This is a genomic window from Corynebacterium sp. (genome assembly GCF_030532715.1).
Lineage (GTDB): Bacteria > Actinomycetota > Actinomycetes > Mycobacteriales > Mycobacteriaceae > Corynebacterium.
Map to the genome: position 1 here is coordinate 177,863 of NZ_JAUNKO010000003.1, position 15,135 is coordinate 192,997.

Genomic DNA, 15,135 nt, shown 5'->3' on the forward strand with positions numbered 1-15,135 from the left:
AGATTATCCTTCCTCCGCATAGCGGTGCCGGTGGTGCTCAATAAAGCCAAGTGTGTTGTAGAGTCCGATCCCCGCCGTATTTGCAGCAATGACTTGCAAATACGCCGATGATGCGCCGCAAGATTGACCCCAATGCAACATGGCGTTGCCGAGCGCGGTGCCTAAGCCGCGGCGTCGATACGCGGGGACGACCTCAACGGCGGAATACCCCAACCACATGCGGCCGTCCTCCGAGGAGGTCACCGTGCCTCGAGTAATGGCCACGGTCTCATCACCGCAGGTCAGTCTGCCGAAGCTCATGTGTCCGTCGATGGTGGAGCGCAGTAGATTCAGGGCGTGTGCCGGCAGCGGCTTGCCCCGGAAGTGGTACATGTTTAGCCACGCCTCATCCGGCTGGTCGTCAACGCGGAAAGCGAAACCTTTCGGCAGGTCAATGGGATTCAGCGTTGCCAACGAACGAGTCATGACCACAATGTCCGCGCCGCGTTTCCATGTGGCGCACGCCCGCTCGGCGGAACGCGCGATGCGGTCTGGAAGGAGGATGCGCGTGGGCAAATTTTGTTGGCGATAGAACTCGCGAATTTCATCCAAAGGCACTGGTGTAAGGCCCGCGGAGCCGCCCAACGGGGCGGCTGAGTTTGAGCGCTCCGTAATGCCATCGCCGGCACGTAACAACCATCCATTGTGCCAAATGTGCTTAATGCCTGGGAACGCTGCGGCTGTCGCTTGCTCAACCGCACGAATGTCTGAATTGCGGACGGTGCGCGGAGGCAGCACTTTACACACTTCCACCAGCTGCGTGGGAATAACCACCGCTTCCTTTTGGGAAGGTAAACCGCCGACCGCTTGCGGCCGCACCGTGAATGGGTCTAGCTCCAGCACGTGCCCGATGATGTCTGAAACGTGCCCCGGTGTGCCCGGAAGGCGGCGGCGCACAATCACGCGGTCGCCGATCTTCGGGGGCTTATGCATGAGCATCCTCGTCGTGTCCGAATGGGTCTGGGTCGACGCCGGGCAGCCAGGTCAGGCCGGGCACGGTCCATCCATTTCGCTTGATCGTTTTCTTCGCTTGCCGCTTCCAGCGGCCAAGAAGCGTGTCCGTGTACACGAAACCATCCAGGTGGCCCACTTCGTGTTGCAGGCACCGTGCCAAGAATCCGGTGCCTTCTACGGTGGTGGGGTTGCCGTGTTCATCAAGGCCGGTGACGCGCGCCCAATCGGCGCGGCCGGTGGGGAAGGACTCTCCCGGCACAGACAGGCAGCCTTCCTCTTCCTCGCCGTCGTCGCGGGGCATGGTGGTGGGTATTTCGGAGGTTTCCAACACCGGGTTAATGACGCAGCCGCGGTGGTATTCGCCGCTATCGTCGGGGCAGTTATACACGAACAATCGTTTGCTTACGCCAATTTGGTTGGCGGCCAGCCCGACCCCGTGGGCGCGGTCCATGGTTTCGTACATGTCTGCAATAAGTTCCTGGAGCTCCGCGATGGGTTCCGTCACTGGTTCGGTGGGGTTATGCAGGACAGGGTCGCCGTGGATAACGATGGGCCTAATTGTCATGTCTACACACTACTCTGTGCCGCGACCCGCCCATCAGCCGTGCACAATTTTTACACTCCGTTGCGTTGGTGTTAACCACGCTGAGTGGTTCACTGCCGCTAAGATTTAAGCCATGAGTAAGCCAGAGCAGAAACCTACTGCCGAGCCACGCTTGCCGTTACGCGGACTTGCGATGATCCTCATGGCGATTGGTGTCCTCTTTATCGCCTGGGGTGTGTTTATGCTGTTCCGCGATACGGGCACCTCCGAAGGGGCCGCCCAAGACGCCACCACGTCCACCTCGGCGCCCGTTGCGACGCAGGCCAGCCAGGGGGCGCAGGAAACAACTACGGCGGCGGGCGGCGATAACTCGGCGGTGGCGAGCAGCGAAACCACACAGGAGCACGCCACCAGCTCTTCGGCGAACTCGGATGCGGGTGCCCAAGGCGGCAAGGTGCCGGTGCGGGTGCTGAATAACTCCACTGTTCAGGGGCTTGCGCAGCGCGTCGCCGACGATGTGCGTGACAGCGATTTCGAGGTTTCCGAGGTGGGGAACTTCTCCGAAACTACATTCGCTCAGTCGGTTGTGTATTACACTCCCGGGAAGGGTGATGAGGAGAAAACTGCTCGCGCCCTCGCCGACTCGCTCGGAATTTCCGCCGCCCCCCGTGACGCCCAAGCGGAGCGTATGCCCGCCGGTGTCGTCCTCGTTATTACACAGGATCTGCAACGCTAATGCTTCAGCCCTTCCAAGGATCACGGAAACCAACCCTGGGCGTGGAATGGGAGGTGGCGCTGGTTGACCCTGTCACCCGCGACCTCACGCCGCGCGCTGCGGCTGTGATCGAACGCGTCCAACGCGCCCACCCAAACATCCACCTCGAACGTGAATTTCTCCAAAACACCGTGGAATTGGTGACCGGGGTGCACACGAAAGTGCCCGACGCGGTTGCGGAATTGCGCGAAGGGTTAGCCGCCGTTGTGGAGGCTGCCCACGCTGAGGGGGTGCGCGTGTGGTCTTCCGGGAGCCACCCGTTTAGCGATTGGCGCACTCAGCCCGTCTCCGACAAGGGTATCTACCAGGAGATTATTCAACGCACCCAGTATTGGGGCCGGCAGATGCTCATTTGGGGCATTCATGTGCACGTGGGTATTTCCGACGCTGATCGCGTGTGGCCGATCATTAATGCGCTGATGACGCACTATCCGCACTTGTTGGTATTGTCGGCGAGTTCGCCCGCTTGGAACAGTCTGGATACCGGGTATGCCTCGAACCGCACCATGTTGTACCAGCAGTTGCCCACCGCCGGCATGCCGTTCGGCTTTGTGGACTGGGAACAGTGGTCCGAATATATGTCCGATCAGGCGATTTCCGGCGTGATTAACCACACGGGCGCGATGCATTTTGATATCCGCCCGGCTGGCAAATGGGGCACCATTGAGGTTCGCGTCGCCGACGCTACGACAACGCTGCGCGAATTGTCCGCCGTGGTTGCGCTCACGCATTGCCTCGTTGTGTATTACGACCGGTTGTACGACACCGGGGAGAAGTTGCCGTCCTTGCAGCCGTGGCACTTGGCCGAAAACAAGTGGCGGGCCGCGCGGTACGGGCTGGACGCGGAGATTATTGTCAGCCGCCAAACTGATGAGGTGCTCGTGCGGGATGACCTGCTGCGGATGGCGCGCTTGCTTACTCCGCTCGCCCAGGAGTTGGGTTGCGAAAAGGAGCTTGCGCTGATTCCGGAGATTCTCCGCGATGGTGCCGCCTACCAGCGTCAACGTGAGTTGTATGAAGCGACGGGTTCGTGGGAAGCCGTGGTCGATGCGACCTGCGACGAGGTTGAAAGCCTCACCTAAGCTTGCCGACGCCCCGCCCGCCGCGCCGTAGGTTACCTACACGTGCTTGCGGGCAATTTTCTTACCCTCGGTATCGTCCCTGGACAGCAGGTTTTCGTCATACAGTCCTTCTTTTCGGGCGATGCGACCGACTCGTTGCGCCACTACCGGCGCGGTGAGTAGTGCGAACAGGATGATTAGGAAGAGCACGCCCATGTCGCCGAGTTCCCCAGGGCCCAAGTGTTCAGAGTTGAGCACGTGCAGGATGGTTCCCGTGATGGTGCAGATCAGCCCGAGTGTTTGGGGTTTGGTTACGGCGTGCAGCCTGGACATGGTGTCTCGGAAGCGCACCAATCCGATGGCTGCGGAGAGCGCGAGCAGCGCCCCGCAGAGCAAAAAGAAGAGGCTCAAAACGTTCATCATGCGGCATCGTCTCGCTTTCGGAATCGGGTGAGCGCCACGGTGCCGATGAACCCGAGCAGCGCCACCACCATCATGGCGTTAGACACGGTGGTGTCGATGGTCCAGCAGATGTATACGGCGAGCGCGCATTGGATCATTGCGGCGGTGGCATCCAGCGCCACCAGCCGGTCGAGCGAGTTCGGCCCGACGAGGAGCCGATACCCGGTGATCAGGAATGACAGCATGAACACGCCGGTGGCCAGGGATAATCCGATGGTGTAGTAGTCCATGTGGTCACCTCGTTACAAAGATGTCGTTGAGCCGGGTTTCCAGCTGGTTGATGTTGTTGATTTCGCGCTCGATGGCCGCGTGGGACGACCCGTCCAACAGGTGCACGGTGAGCTCCCGTTTGTCTAGGTCGAAGTCACTGACCGTGCCGCCCGGCTGCAGGTTGAGCAGCCCGATGGCGAAGGAAAATACGAGGTCATCGGCTACGCGCATGGGCACCCGCACGAGCGCCGCTGGGGGTTGTTCGGTGCGCCGTAGCGCGATCCACGCCACGTTGCAGGAGGAGACGACGAGCTGCCAGCTGAAATTGGTCAGCAGCCGCAGGAGTGGCAGCCACCGGATGGTTTTCGCCGCCACCGGGAGTTTTGGCAGTGGCAGGCCGAGGGTGATGAGCAGCGCGAGGGCGAGTCCGGCGACGAAGTTGCCGATGGAGAATTCGCCCCACATGAGAATCCACATGGCGGTCAGCCAAACGATTGCGAGGGGCCGGAACCTGCTCATGGTGTCTCCTTGCCGGGGAGGGTGCGCCCAGGGTTTTCGGCGGTGGTGCCGAGTACGGCGTTGCGGTAGTGGTTGACGTCTTGCGCGGATTCTGCGGAGCGGCCGGTGACGCCGGAGATTGGCCCCGCGAGGAGGGTGACGGCTAACGACGCCGCGACCAGCAGGCCCGTGGGCAGCACCATGCCCCACGGCATGCGGCCGACGTCCGGGCGCTCGGCGATTGGCACCATGTTCATGCTTTCGGTCAGCGGCCGGGGTGTGGCAAACGCCATGGCCCCGTCGGGCGCGTCGGACCGGTCCCGCCAGAACGCCTTCGACCACACAATGGTCATGGTGTACAGGGTGAGCAGCGAGGTGACCACCGCGCCGCCGATGAGCAGCCAGGGCATAAACCCACCGATTTCAGCGGCGGCCTCCAACAGGAGAAGTTTGCCCAAAAACCCAGACAGCGGCGGGATGCCCCCGAGGTTCAGGGCGGGCAGCAGGTACAGCACGGCTAGGAGGGGCGAGGTGTAGGCGAGGGAGCCGAGGCGTCGTAATGAAGACGAACCCGCCTGCCGTTCGATGAGGCCGACCACGAGGAATAACGCGGTTTGTACGAGAATATGGTGCACGGCATAGAAGATTGCCCCGGACAGCCCTAACGCGGAACCTAGCGAAATGCCCATAATCATGTAGCCAATGTGGCTGACCAGGGTAAACGAAAGCAGGCGCTTAATGTCGTTTTGCGCCATCGCGCCGAGGATGCCCACAATCATGGTGGCGAGCGCCGCCCACATGAGCCACGTGTCGAGGCGGCCATCCGTAAATACTGCGGAGCGCAGGCGAATGATGGAATACACGCCCACCTTGGTGAGCAAGCCAGCGAACACGGCGGTGACCAGGGCGGGCGCGGTGGGGTACGAGTCCGGAAGCCAGGAGTACAGCGGAAACACCGCTGCCTTAATCCCGAACGCCACCAACAGTACGGCGAACAATGCGCCGCGAGTACCGGCCGGAATTTCTTCAAGACGCACCGAAATCTGCGCCATATTCATGGTGCCTACCGCTGCGTAAATCAACGCCAACGCCAGCAGAAACACCAGCGAACTCAGCATCGAGACCATCACATAGGACACGCCGGCACGCACCCGGCCGGGGGAGGCGCCGAGGGTGAGCAGCACATAGGAGGCGACGAGGAACACCTCAAAACCCACATACAGGTTAAACAGGTCCCCGGCGAGAAACGACATGTTCACACCCATGCTGAGCAGCAGATACGCCGGCAAAAACACGGCCACCGGTTCGTCCTTGCTGCCGTCGCGTACGCCCTGGGCGATGGCGTACAAAATCACCGTAAAGAGCACGAGCGCGCTGACCGCCAGCATCATGGTGGACAGGCGATCCGCCACCAAAGTAATGCCCACGCCCGCGTCCCAGCCGCCGATTTGCACGACCTGTATGCCGTGGGCGTCGACAAGCATGACCAAGGCTACGGTGAGCACAATGAGCGCGGTCAGTGTGAGGAGGGAAATGGCGCGCTGCCAGCGGCGATTCGGGGTGAGCAACGTGAGGGCGGCGCCGACAGCGGGCAGGATTACGGGCAGCGGAATGAGGTAGTTCACTGGTCGTCCTGCGCTTCGATCGGGGCCTCGAAAAACGCGGGGCCGAATTTGTCGCCGCTTGCCGTGGGGCGGCCGGTTAACGGATCGTCGGAGGCATCCCGGTCCGGCGCGGTGGCAGTTGTGCGGGACGCCACTGCGGTGTCTTCAGAGTCATTATCAATGAGGTCGGCGGTGCGGTAGCGGTACTGCCGGTACGCTAGCGCCAACAGAAACGCCGTCATCGCCATCGAAATCACGATCGCGGTCAGGATCATGCCCTGAGCCAGCGGGTCTGAATCGCTCGCATTCAACGTCGAATTGCGGCCCTGGATCGGCGGGGCACCAGCGCCGCCGCCCGCGATTAACATCAGCAGGTTGATGCCGTTGCCCATGAGCAACAAGCCCAACAGCATGCGGGTCATGGCGCGATCAAGCAGCAGGTACGCGCCGCACGCCACGAGCACTCCGCAGGTGAGCAGGAGAAAGAAATTAGCTACCACGTGTTCCTAGCGCTCCTTTCGGGCGAGTCGGCGCGCGCGATCCCGGGCGCGCTGCTTGCGCAAATCTTGGTCCATGTCTAATTGCGCCCCCAAACTCCGCAGAATATGCAGCACAAGGCCGATCACAATGAGGTACACGCCGGCGTCGAAAAATACGGCGGATACGATGTGAACCTCACCGATGAGCGGCAACGGAACATCCCAAGCGGCGCTTGTCAGTGGCGGATATCCCAAGGCCAATGGCACCACCACCGACGCCGCGGAGGTGAGCAATCCGACGCCGAGGATGCGCCCGGCGTCGATAGGTATTGCCTCGTCGAGCTCGAACCGGCCGCCCGCCAGGTAGCGCAGCGTCACCGCTAACGCCGCCACCAAACCGCCAGCGAAACCACCGCCAGGGGCGTTGTGCCCAGCGAAGAAGAAGTACGCGCTCAACAACATCATGCTGTGGAACAGCACGCGCGTGCTTACCTCGACCATCAGCGAACGGTTCCGGTCTACGCTCGCCCCCGGCGCGTTGGTGGCCAGCCAGGGGCTGCCGCCCAGACGCAACACGGGCCGGCGCGATGACCTGCTGAAACTCCGGGTGCGGTACACCAGCGAGGCCACGCCCGTAGCCACGATCACCAGGACGGAAATCTCGCCGAAGGTGTCCCAGGCGCGGATATCCACAAGCAGCACGTTGACGGCGTTGGCACCGTGGCCGATATCCTTAGCCAGGCGCGGAATAACGTCCGAAATTGGCGTGGCGGTGCGGGCACTAATGGCAAAGGCTCCGAGGATGATCACCGTGAGTCCCACCGCGATTGCCAACCACGCACGCACCCGCAAGTAGCCTTGCGGTTGGGGTGCGCTGCTGGGAAGCTTGCGCAACACCAGCACGAACACCACCACGGAGATGGTTTCCACCAGCATCTGCGTGAGCGCCAAGTCCGGGGCGCCGTAGAGCGCGAAGATAACGGAAATTCCGTAGCCGGTGAGCCCTACCATGATGAGCGCCGACAACCGGTTTCGCAGCACCGTGGCGGCGATCGCGGCGATCATGATGAGTACTGCCACGAACGCCTGCACCGGTGTCCCCCATAACTCCATGCGGATGGGGTTCCGCTTGCCGTTGATCAGCACAATCACCGGGAATAGTACTAGTGTTCCCATAATGATGGCTTGGTTGAGCGGGAGCGAACCGCGCTGCGTGGTGGCGGTCATGCGCAACGACACTCGTTGCAGGGTCTGCACCACGCGGTCGTATGCGGCGTTCGCGCTGCCCAAGGCCGGCTGTTGGAAGTGGAGCTTCGCCACCGTGGCGCGCTGCCAGTGCAACACAGAACCAATCGCCAGAATCGCACAGGTGAGCGCAAGTACCGGGGTGAAGCCGTGCCACAGCGCCAGGTGATGGTCGCTTGCCGACGCCCCGAACCGCCCCGTGATGTGCGTAGCGATCACCGTATCCACCGGTTGCGGCACCACGCCCAGCGCTACTGAAGCCACGGCCAGCACGAGCGGCGGGATCCACAACCCCGGGATGATGCGGTGCATTGACTCCACCGCCGGGCTGGTGGCCCGTTTGGTGGCGAACGCCCCGTAAAGGAAGTACAAACTATAGGCAACCGTGAGCATCGACCCGATCACGGCGCCAGCGAGCGTCAACTTCGCCGGCATGCCAGTTAAGGCTTGTTCGTAGATCAACACGGTGAGCACCTGTTCCTTGGCTACGAAGCCTAAGGTAGGGGGAGCGCCCGCCATGGAAAGCGCCGCGACGATAGCGAGCGCGGCCAGACCCGGTTGTTTGGCGCCCAGCCCATCAAGTTTGCGCACGTCGCGGGTGCCGGTGGCGTGGTCGATAGCGCCAACCACCATAAACAAGCACGCCTTAAAGCACGCGTGTGCCACGGTGATGGCGAGGCCCGCGAGCATGGCGGCGCGGGAACCGATGCCTACGATTGCCACCAAAAATCCAAGCTGGGAGACGGTTCCATACGCGAGGATCAGTTTGAGGTCCTTCTGCCGCAGGGCCATCCACCCCGCCATAATCATGGTGAAGAGCCCGCACGGGATCACTACCAAGTGCCACGCCGGGATCACCGAAAAACTTGGCGATAGCCGGGCTACCAGATAGATGCCGGCTTTCACCATTGCCGCGGAGTGCAGGTAGGCGCTCACCGGCGTCGGCGCCGCCATCGCCCCGGGCAGCCAGAAATGGGCGGGGGCGATGGCGGACTTGGACAGTGCTCCTGCCAGGAGCAGCACGACCGCGAACCGCACGTACGGTGTGCTGTACAGGTTTTTGTAGGACGCCAGTTCGGAGAGGGTCCACGCGCCGGTTTGTTGGCCGAGCATGACAATGCCCATGAGCATGGCCAGGCCGCCGAGCGTGGTGACCATCAAGGCTTGGCTGGCGGCCCGGCGGGACGACGCGCGCTCACCGTAGTAGCCGACGAGCAGGTACGACAGGATGGACGTGCATTCCCAAAACACGTACATCAACAGCAGGCTATCGGAAACTACCAGGCCCACCATGGCGAGGGCGAAGGCCACCATTTGGGAGGCAAATACCGCCAATCGACGCCGGTTTACCTCGAAGTATCCCCAGCAATAGACCAACACCAACGACCCGATGCCCAAAATGATTAGGCAGAACAGGGCGGACAGCGCATCCATGCGCAAGTCCAACGTGAGGTTTGCGGCGGGCACCCATTCGGCGCGGAACGTCAATGGGGTGAATCCCTGCGCAAACAGGGAAACAATCCAGATCGCGCCCGCTGCCGGAACTAATGCAAGGAGCCCGAATGCACGGTTGCCCATGCGTAGCACCAAGATCGGGGCGAGACAGGAACTGACAGCGAGGGCGGTGAGGAGCGTGAGCACGTGGGGGTTCTTTAGATTCTCGAGTCTTGGGCGATGAACAGCTGGAGTCCAGTGTACATTCAGTGAGAACGAGTGCTGAACAGCCAGCTAGCCCAGCCTTGGCTTAGTGGCGCGGTGCGCCGTTAGCCGTGCAGGCGATGCGCGGCGGAGCTCAGTGCGGCAGCCGCAGACAGTTCGCAGTTGGCGCCAAACCCCATGGCCCAAGCGCGCTTATTGTTATTGCACGTGTAGATGAACGTGACGGTTGCTTCGAAGATTTCGAATTGGTGGAATTCGAGGATTTCCACGCGGCGGCCGGCGTCGGCAAGCAAGTTGGTGCACGCGGAAACCGGGCCGGTAGCGCGAATCTCGCGGTGCGTGGTGGTGCGGGCGCCGTTGCGGGAATCCGTCAACGTTGCCTCGAAGCGGGAGGTGGAGCCGCGCAACTTTGTGGATTCAATGTGGTGAATACGCAGCTGGCTTGCTGGGGCGTAGGTGGCGGCAAAGGTGCGCCACTCCATGCCGCGAGCTTCCTCCCGCAACCCGCGCGGCAATTGATGGCCGAAGCGGGCACGGAACGGATCGTCGGCGAAGAACCGGGTGGTGGTGCGGATCGGGGAGCCAACGGGGCTACGCTGCGTGTCGCGGTGGTATTCGACCGTAGTGGAACGGATCGATTGGGTGGAACGGTGTGGGCGAGTAGCGGTGGTAGTAAACATTTCGGTCCTTGCGTGGATGCTTCAAACTGGTTTGATTTTTTCAAGGGGGGACCGACTCGGATGCTGGGTTACTAACGACTACTTCCCCAAAGTGAAGGGGTCAGTCCTATCCTTCACTGGGGTGCGTAGCCTTGGCTACTCGCCTAAGTCGCGGCGCTTCAATGATGTAAGTCACATCGGGCATGGTAACCAGGGTCACACCACTGCGCAAAAACCTGGGGGGAGATGTGGGGGTGCCAACCCCACATCCGCACGCTCCCTACCTGCCGTAATTCAGCAGGAACAGCGCCTCCGCCACGGCGATGCTGATGATTTCTTCCTCGGAAACGGATTCATTGGGGGAGTGAATCGTAGTTAGCGGTTCCTCTACCCCGAACAGCGCGAGTTCAGCATTCGGGAACGCATTGGTGAGCGTGGTGCAGAGCGGGATGGAGCCGCCGGTGCCTACGGTTGCGGTGGGTTTGTTGTCGTAGGCGGCGGAGAGGGCGCTGATGAGCGCTTGGACGGCGGGACCCTCAGTGTTGGCGGTAAACGGGTCGAATACTTCTTTGATTGACGTGGTGAGCTGCGCACCAAACGGGGTGTTGCGTTCGAGCTGCGCGCACACCGCCGCGACGACGTCCGTGGTGCGTAGTCCAGGGGGAATGCGAACATTGAGGCGAGCGGTGGCGGTATTAGGCACGGCGTTGACGGCCTCCTCGACGGGGGTGGAGGTAAAGCCCGTGACGATGATCGCGGGACGCATCCATACCAGGTCAGCCGGGGTGTCGTCCGGGCCACCCATGAGCTGCACGCCGTCGAGCACGCCGGCGTCGGCGCGGAAGGCTGCGACGGGGTATTGTTCCCCATCCCAGGTTGCGGTGCAGTCGATCCCCTCGATGCTCGTGCGGCCGTACTCGTCGAACAATGTGTTCAACAGGCGGATGAGCAGTGCGGTGGCGTCCGGTGCGGCGCCGCCAAAGCCGCCGGAGTGCACCGGCGCCCGCAGCGTATCAAGTTGGACGTCGATCTGCGCGCCGCCCCGAAGGGACGTGGTGAGCGTCGGCGTGCCCAGCGCCACGTTGCCGGTATCGGCGATCAGGATCACGTCCGCCTCGAACAGTTCTGGGCGTTCCGCGATGAGCTTGTCCAGCCCTTCGCCGCCGCATTCCTCGGAGCCTTCGATGACCACGCGAATACCAAGGTCAGTGCCGCCGAGTTCCGCTACCGCCCGTAGCGCCGCGAGATGCATCACCAAGTTGCCTTTGCAGTCGGCCGCGCCGCGGGCGTACCAGCGACCATCACGTTCGGTGAGGGTGAACGGGTCGGAGAGCCAATCGGCGGGGTCGCCAGCGCGCACCACATCGTAGTGCGAATACAGCAGGACGGTGGTGGTTCCGGGGCGGTCGGCGATGATCGTGGGCGCATCATCAGCGGTGTCATACACCGCGACGTCCAGCCCCAGCTTCTGCAACGCTGCGACTACCCATTCCCGCGCCGCGGCGTGTTCGGCAGCGCATTCGGGCGCCTGGGCGACGGAGTTGAACGAGACGAGCTCGGCAAGGTCGTCGTGGATGTTTTGTCGTTGCTTTTCGACGGCCGCGCGCACCGCCGCCGCACCTAGTTGAGCCTTCATGTAAGCCCATTGTAACCAAACTTATACCCTATAGAATCGCCGGTCTCACGCTCGGGAAAACCCGACTACACTGAGGTTCAATTTTCGCTGCATTGCACGTGAGTACCCGCACGTGGAAACGAGCGGCGGGGAGATGATGAGGAGTAGTGCATGCCCCAACAACATTCACCGTTTGGTGGTTTCGAAGAAACCCCGGCCTCGAATGCAGGTTCCAGGCCTGCGTTTGGCGACGGCGCGGGTGGAACCCCCAGCCCGTTTGCAAGCGGATTCGGACCCCAGCCACAACCGCAATTCGGTACCGAACCTCCGGGCCGGTCCGCGCCTGCATGGCAGGTGGACGGCCCCGCCCAAGCGGTCAGCGCCACCTCGGCGCCCATGCTGGCCCTCGCTCCTAGTATGGTCATGGCGGCGCTAAGCCTCGTGCTTTCCGCCACGATCACCCTGGGCTCGTTTACGCCCACCGAATTTATGTTCCGCGTGCTTTCCGTAGTGGCGTGGCTCGCCGCAGGCATCTTCGGTATCACGCTGCTGGGATTGTATTTTAACGAGGATAATCGGCGGCGGGCGAAGGGTTTTTACTCCGTGATCGGGTGGAAAGTCACTCTGTATTGGGTCACGGTGGGGGCGTTGCTTGTGGGTATTTTGTGGTCGGCAGTTGAGATTGGACAGTGGGTGGGCAAACTATGAGCACGTTTGTGCGAAAAATGGCGGCGGCTGGTGCGGCGTTCGTGATGGCGTGCGCGGCGTCCGCACTCATGGCCACCACTGCGCACGCCCAAGAACATTCCAGCTCCCGCGCGTTGGCGGAGTTGGGGTCCTGTGTGTCCACGAAGGGCAAGTTGGACGTCATCCTGCTCATGGATGAAACTGAGTCGTTGATTCACCAGGTCAAGGACGGCAGCATCGACGCGAACATCCCCGGCGCGGACGCCGAGCATAACCGTGTGCCCGCCGCTCAAAGCTTTGTGAATCAGCTGCTGGTCAAGCACAACGACGAGGGCGTGGATGTGCGGTTGCGTGTCGCCGGTTTCGGGCAGGAATACAAAAGCGGCGCCACGGATCCCGCCTACGGCGAGTGGGTGCAATTGGACGATAGCAGCATTAAAGGCGTGAAAAACACCATCGCGGGTTTCGCGGACCGCACCGGTGAGCAGTACACCAACTACGCCAACGCTTTCGAGGGCGCTTACCAGGATTTCCCCCGTTCCGGTTCGGAAGACAGCTGCAAAATGTTGGTGACCTTCACCGATGGGGCGCTTACCGCGCAAGAGGGCGTCCCCGCCGCCCAGGAGGCGATCTGCCGGGACAACGGGATTACTGATAAGTTCCGTGCGGCAAACATTACCAATGTTGGCATCGGCTTGTCCGACCCGAAAAACCCCTCAGATTTCGGTCTCTTCGAAGGCATCACAGAAGGTGGCGGCACGCCCTGCGGCGCGTTGGAACCCAACGGCGCGTTTTTCCCCGCGGACAGTGTGGGGAGTTTGTTTGCCAGCTTCCACCAAGCGTTGAGCACGGGCGGCGAATACTCGACGGAAACCACCGCTGACGAACCGTTCGAGTTTGTTTTGGATGATTCGATTGATTCCGTGCGGTTTACGGCGGTGGCCAAGGACGACCTCGGCCCCAACGCGAAACTGGAACTACGGGCGCCTGACGGTTCGTTGCTGCCACTGGAGGGCGACGGCGACGGCACGGTAGGTGGGGCGTCGATACGCTGGACGGCCACCGCAGACCCTGTGCAAAAAGCCGAGGGTGAGATGAAGCTTGCTAGCGGGCAAAGCTGGGCTGGCCGCTGGAGCCTGCAATTCACCGACTACGCCGCGGACCGTACCGACCACCGCGTGTTTCACTCGGTGAAGATTCAACCAGACCTGCAGGTGCAATTCATCGGCCCCGATGGCCCAGTGAGCAGCAGCCTCAACGTGCGCAGCAACGACGACCTTGCCGTGCAGCTCGTGGATCGTCACGGCAAACCCCGCGCACTCGACGGCACCGCCACGGTTGACGTTGGGTTCCTTCCCACCGGGGAAGGCGGGCGAACCGAGCTCCTCTCCAATGCTGATATCAGCGCCGGTCAACCCCTGAAACTGCCGCTGGATTCGCTGCGGCACCTGCCCGCCACCGGCAACTTGGGCGCAAGCGTACGCATCGTTACCGCGCCCGCCCCGCCCGCAGCTGGAACGGAGCTGGAGCCCATCACCGCGGAAGTCCCCATGGCGGTATCCCGCTCCGACATGCCCGAGGTCCCGGGTGCCGTGAACTTCACCATGGAAGCGCCCGAAATTACCATGAATATCCCGGTGAAAGGCCCCGGAAAGGTTTGGATTCCCGCGGGCAGCACATTGGAAACTGAAACCCTGCCGGAGGGCATCGAGGCCATCAACATCTCCAGCGCCCACGCGGACGTCAATTCCGCCCTCGAGTTAGGTGAGGATGAGGAAGGAGCGTTGCCGATTACGGTAAGCGTTGCGCAATTGCGTGATGGTCTTGTGTCCGGCACGATTCCCGTGGTGGTCGCCCGCGCGGACGGCACCCAAGACACCGGTGTTGCGGTGGTGGCGAACGGTAGTTTGAGCGTGCCGTTGGACGCCACCAAGTTCACCTTCGCCGTAGTTGGGGCCGTGCTGCTGGGCTTGCTCATTCCCCTGGGGTTGCTCTACCTTGTGCGTTACCTCACTGCCCGCATTCCGCGGCAGTACTTCGGCGCGCAGCGCATCCCCCTGCGTTTCGATGGCACCACCTTGCGCTTCAACGGCAGCAGCAGCCCCGTCATTGACCTCGACGAGGCGTCCCGCAACGAAGTGCTTCACGACGGCCGTTCAGCCGACGTCCTCGGCCACCGGCTGCGGGTACGCAGTTTCCAACTCAACCCGTTGGCAGCGCCATCCGTGCTCGTGGAGACCACCCCCTCGGTGAGCGACACCGGCCACCAGCGCGCCAACCAGGCTGTGCTGCCATTGGTGGTGCAGGGCCACTGGTTTATCGCAGCGGTGGGCGGAAACCTCGAACTTATCGTGCTGCCACGCTTGCCAATCACCCACGAAGCAGCGCACCGCATGGCCAAGGACATCGCGGACCGCGCACCCGAATTGGCGGAACGCATCCAACAGCAAATCGTGCAACAGCCCGCCCCGGCGCCCGCGGAAACCTGGGATTCCACGCCAAAACCCCAACAGCCGCAACAATCCTCGCAGGATCAGGGTTGGGGCTCGCAGGATTCGTGGGGCAGCCAGGATTCGTGGGGCACCCCACCATCCTGGGGCGACGGGCCTAAGTGGAACTAACAAGATCAACTAGGAGAACAACA

The 15,135-nt window shown here is 62.1% G+C and carries 14 protein-coding genes; 4 read left to right on the forward strand and 10 right to left on the reverse strand.

The features are described from left to right. Positions 1–3 precede the first annotated feature (3 nt). Both Q4D83_RS06065 and Q4D83_RS06070 read right to left on the reverse strand, forming a co-directional pair. Positions 4–972 carry a GNAT family N-acetyltransferase gene (locus Q4D83_RS06065; protein WP_303173872.1) on the reverse strand — a complete coding sequence of 323 codons (969 nt, stop codon included), beginning with the start codon at positions 970–972 and terminating at the stop codon, positions 4–6. Then, complete coding sequence (locus Q4D83_RS06070; RefSeq protein WP_303173873.1) at positions 965–1,558, reverse strand: peptide deformylase; 594 nt, start codon at positions 1,556–1,558, stop codon at positions 965–967. The genes Q4D83_RS06065 and Q4D83_RS06070 overlap by 8 nt, the downstream gene beginning before the upstream one ends. A 112-nt stretch (positions 1,559–1,670) precedes the next feature. On the opposite strand from Q4D83_RS06070, the gene Q4D83_RS06075 reads away from it, so the two are divergent. Both Q4D83_RS06075 and Q4D83_RS06080 read left to right on the forward strand, forming a co-directional pair. Next, positions 1,671–2,273, forward strand: coding sequence for a LytR C-terminal domain-containing protein (locus Q4D83_RS06075; protein WP_303173875.1), 603 nt, complete (start codon positions 1,671–1,673; stop codon positions 2,271–2,273). After that, on the forward strand, positions 2,273–3,394 hold the full coding sequence (locus Q4D83_RS06080; protein ID WP_303173877.1) for a glutamate--cysteine ligase: 1,122 nt from the start codon (positions 2,273–2,275) through the stop codon (positions 3,392–3,394). The genes Q4D83_RS06075 and Q4D83_RS06080 overlap by 1 nt, the downstream gene beginning before the upstream one ends. A gap of 36 nt (positions 3,395–3,430) precedes the next feature. On the opposite strand, the gene mnhG is transcribed toward Q4D83_RS06080, so the two are convergent. From mnhG to Q4D83_RS06120, 8 genes are all read right to left on the reverse strand, one after another. Beyond that, the gene (mnhG, locus tag Q4D83_RS06085; protein WP_303173879.1) at positions 3,431–3,796 is read right to left on the reverse strand and encodes a monovalent cation/H(+) antiporter subunit G; all 366 of its coding nucleotides are present in this window, start codon (positions 3,794–3,796) and stop codon (positions 3,431–3,433) included. Continuing rightward, a complete protein-coding gene (locus tag Q4D83_RS06090; protein ID WP_303173881.1) occupies positions 3,793–4,065 on the reverse strand; it encodes a monovalent cation/H+ antiporter complex subunit F in 273 nt (90 codons plus the stop codon). The genes mnhG and Q4D83_RS06090 overlap by 4 nt, the downstream gene beginning before the upstream one ends. Positions 4,066–4,069: 4 nt before the next feature. Continuing rightward, positions 4,070–4,564 (reverse strand): Na+/H+ antiporter subunit E, encoded by a 495-nt coding sequence (locus tag Q4D83_RS06095; protein WP_303173884.1) that lies wholly within the window; start codon positions 4,562–4,564, stop codon positions 4,070–4,072. Then, positions 4,561–6,168, reverse strand: a complete 1,608-nt coding sequence (locus Q4D83_RS06100; protein WP_303173886.1) for a Na+/H+ antiporter subunit D — start codon at positions 6,166–6,168, stop codon at positions 4,561–4,563. The genes Q4D83_RS06095 and Q4D83_RS06100 overlap by 4 nt, the downstream gene beginning before the upstream one ends. After that, positions 6,165–6,647, reverse strand: coding sequence for a Na(+)/H(+) antiporter subunit C (locus tag Q4D83_RS06105; RefSeq protein WP_303173888.1), 483 nt, complete (start codon positions 6,645–6,647; stop codon positions 6,165–6,167). The genes Q4D83_RS06100 and Q4D83_RS06105 overlap by 4 nt, the downstream gene beginning before the upstream one ends. A gap of 6 nt (positions 6,648–6,653) precedes the next feature. Beyond that, positions 6,654–9,512, reverse strand: coding sequence for a Na+/H+ antiporter subunit A (locus Q4D83_RS06110; RefSeq protein WP_303173890.1), 2,859 nt, complete (start codon positions 9,510–9,512; stop codon positions 6,654–6,656). Positions 9,513–9,634: 122 nt separating this feature from the next. Then, positions 9,635–10,210: an acetyl-CoA acetyltransferase gene (locus Q4D83_RS06115; RefSeq protein ID WP_303173891.1), complete on the reverse strand. Its 576-nt coding sequence runs from the start codon at positions 10,208–10,210 to the stop codon at positions 9,635–9,637. Between the two features lie 259 nt (positions 10,211–10,469). Then, complete coding sequence (locus Q4D83_RS06120) at positions 10,470–11,825, reverse strand: M20/M25/M40 family metallo-hydrolase (protein WP_303173893.1); 1,356 nt, start codon at positions 11,823–11,825, stop codon at positions 10,470–10,472. Between the two features lie 150 nt (positions 11,826–11,975). Between Q4D83_RS06120 and Q4D83_RS06125 the strand changes: the two genes are divergently transcribed. Both Q4D83_RS06125 and Q4D83_RS06130 read left to right on the forward strand, forming a co-directional pair. Next, positions 11,976–12,512 carry a hypothetical protein gene (locus tag Q4D83_RS06125; protein ID WP_303173895.1) on the forward strand — a complete coding sequence of 179 codons (537 nt, stop codon included), beginning with the start codon at positions 11,976–11,978 and terminating at the stop codon, positions 12,510–12,512. Further along, complete coding sequence (locus Q4D83_RS06130) at positions 12,509–15,112, forward strand: vWA domain-containing protein (RefSeq protein ID WP_303173897.1); 2,604 nt, start codon at positions 12,509–12,511, stop codon at positions 15,110–15,112. Before Q4D83_RS06125 ends, Q4D83_RS06130 begins: the two co-directional genes overlap by 4 nt. Positions 15,113–15,135 lie beyond the last annotated feature (23 nt).